The organism is Pontibacillus yanchengensis Y32 (genome assembly GCF_000770635.1).
In the GTDB taxonomy this organism is placed as follows: Bacteria; Bacillota; Bacilli; order Bacillales; family BH030062; genus Pontibacillus; species Pontibacillus yanchengensis.
Map to the genome: position 1 here is coordinate 1 of NZ_AVBF01000133.1, position 923 is coordinate 923.

A 923-nucleotide genomic window follows, 5' to 3' on the forward strand; every position below is an offset into this window, starting at 1 on the left:
GAAGCTGTCTATTAACTGTGGAAATCCCACCTATAAATGCGTCTTTATTGATATAATTGATGAAAAATCATTTTTGGAGGTTTACTTATGCGAAACCGCGTTCGGTACAAAACATTTGATCAATTATCCATGGCAGATGATATCGTCTACTCCCAATTACCTGAGCATCCTTTTTGGAGTCATATTGAAAAGAAAATCGACTTTTCATTCGCAGATCAATTGTGTTCTGTCTTGTACACCGGGCGTGGTCAGCATCCCTATGCTCCTTCTTTGAAATTAAAAATTCATCTCGTGCAAATGTATTACGACCTCGCAGACAGAGAAGTGGAAGAGAAGGTTATCGGTGATCTGTTTATCAAGCGCTTTTTAGGTCTTCCAGTAGATTTTGTCGGATTCGATCACAGTACGTTAGGGTTAGACCGTACACGCATGGGAACGGACATGTTTCATGCATGTCACCTCTATATCCTTGCCCAAATGAGTAATCTTGGCTTATGGGGACACAAAGATGAAAGATGGATTATCGACTCTTTCCCTACAAACATCGCTGCAACGAGAGTTGGATCGTATCGACTAATTCAACGCAGTATGATTCAGTTACTTCAGCACATAAAACGGGCTCATCCTGCTTTATACAAGGAAACGTCTGAGGTTATTTCATGGGAAACCATTTTATATCGACTTTCTTCTTCCTCCACTACCCAGGACAAAATGTTGGCTTTTAGTAAGCTTGTCTCCCATGCATATGGGTTACTTCAGTGGTTTGAACATGAAGAAGCGACTCCATTGGTCGCAGATTGGCCCAACAAAAACGGACAACAAACCTTCTTTAAAAACGTTGCCATACTGACCCAAGTGCTTCAAGAAAATAGCCGTATTTCTGAACATCCCGTTGATCAACCCGATTCATACGGCGGGGGAGG

At 41.7% G+C, this 923-nt stretch carries 1 protein-coding gene; it reads left to right on the forward strand.

Going from position 1 to position 923, the window contains the following annotated elements:
- Positions 1–87: 87 nt before the first annotated feature.
- Positions 88–923 (forward strand): transposase (locus tag N782_RS20460; protein WP_036824906.1); only part of this gene is annotated, 836 nt, incomplete at its 3' end.